2 pseudogenes are annotated in these 727 nt (G+C 31.2%); both read right to left on the bottom strand.

The features are described 5' to 3' along the window. Window positions 1-362: pseudogene (locus tag KVT27_RS23390) on the bottom strand (MFS transporter); the annotation flags it as partial. After that, window positions 362-727, bottom strand: a pseudogene (locus tag KVT27_RS23385) (coproporphyrinogen-III oxidase family protein); the annotation flags it as partial. The pseudogenes KVT27_RS23390 and KVT27_RS23385, both read right to left, overlap by 1 nt.

The raw sequence follows: 727 nt of genomic DNA, 5'->3' as shown, positions 1-727 counted from the left end.
GAAAATGATCCATTAATAATAAGAAGTAAATATAAAAAATATGGAGACACATTAGTCGAAACAACTATTACAAACCCAATTCCAATACATAAACGAGCAATATCTGCAATAATCATAAGTAAACGTCGGGAAAATCTGTCAATAATCGGACTGAAAACCATTGAAACAACTATTGTAGGCAGAATTGAACAAATAAATAATAAACTTATATGTGTAGCGTCTCCTGTTAATTTATAAATTAAACCAATTGTCGCAACTGTGCGGAACCAGTCTCCAAAGGCTGATAAATTTTGTCCAAATAGTAATAGTAGGAAATTCTTGTCCCTCCACAATACATATTTATCAACTTTATTTGTATTCACTAAACTTCCACTCCAACTGGTTCGTACCAATTCAATTGTTTCTGTAGTCCATTTACACTTTTATCAAAATATACTTTTTCGTTTGCAGGAATTAAATCTACTAGTATAGCAGGATACCAAGGTTTTGCTTCCTCTTTCAAAATATAACAATCTTTCTCTTCAATGACTACCTCTAAGTGTACGAGAGAATTTAATTTAGCAATTATTTTATCTTTTTCTGGCATTTCCTCTATATAATGTTTCTCTAATCTCATTGTTTTCGGGAAAAATATAAATCTTCTATCATACGCATGATATAAACGTGATTTTGCAACGGCTAATCCTTGCTCCTTGATTTGTTCTATATATTTTTGTGTGTTCCCCTC

Source organism: Lysinibacillus sp. GbtcB16 (assembly GCF_019091145.1).
Taxonomy (GTDB): Bacteria; Bacillota; Bacilli; order Bacillales_A; family Planococcaceae; genus Lysinibacillus; species Lysinibacillus fusiformis.
This window is presented reverse-complemented; position numbering and strand designations above follow the sequence as displayed.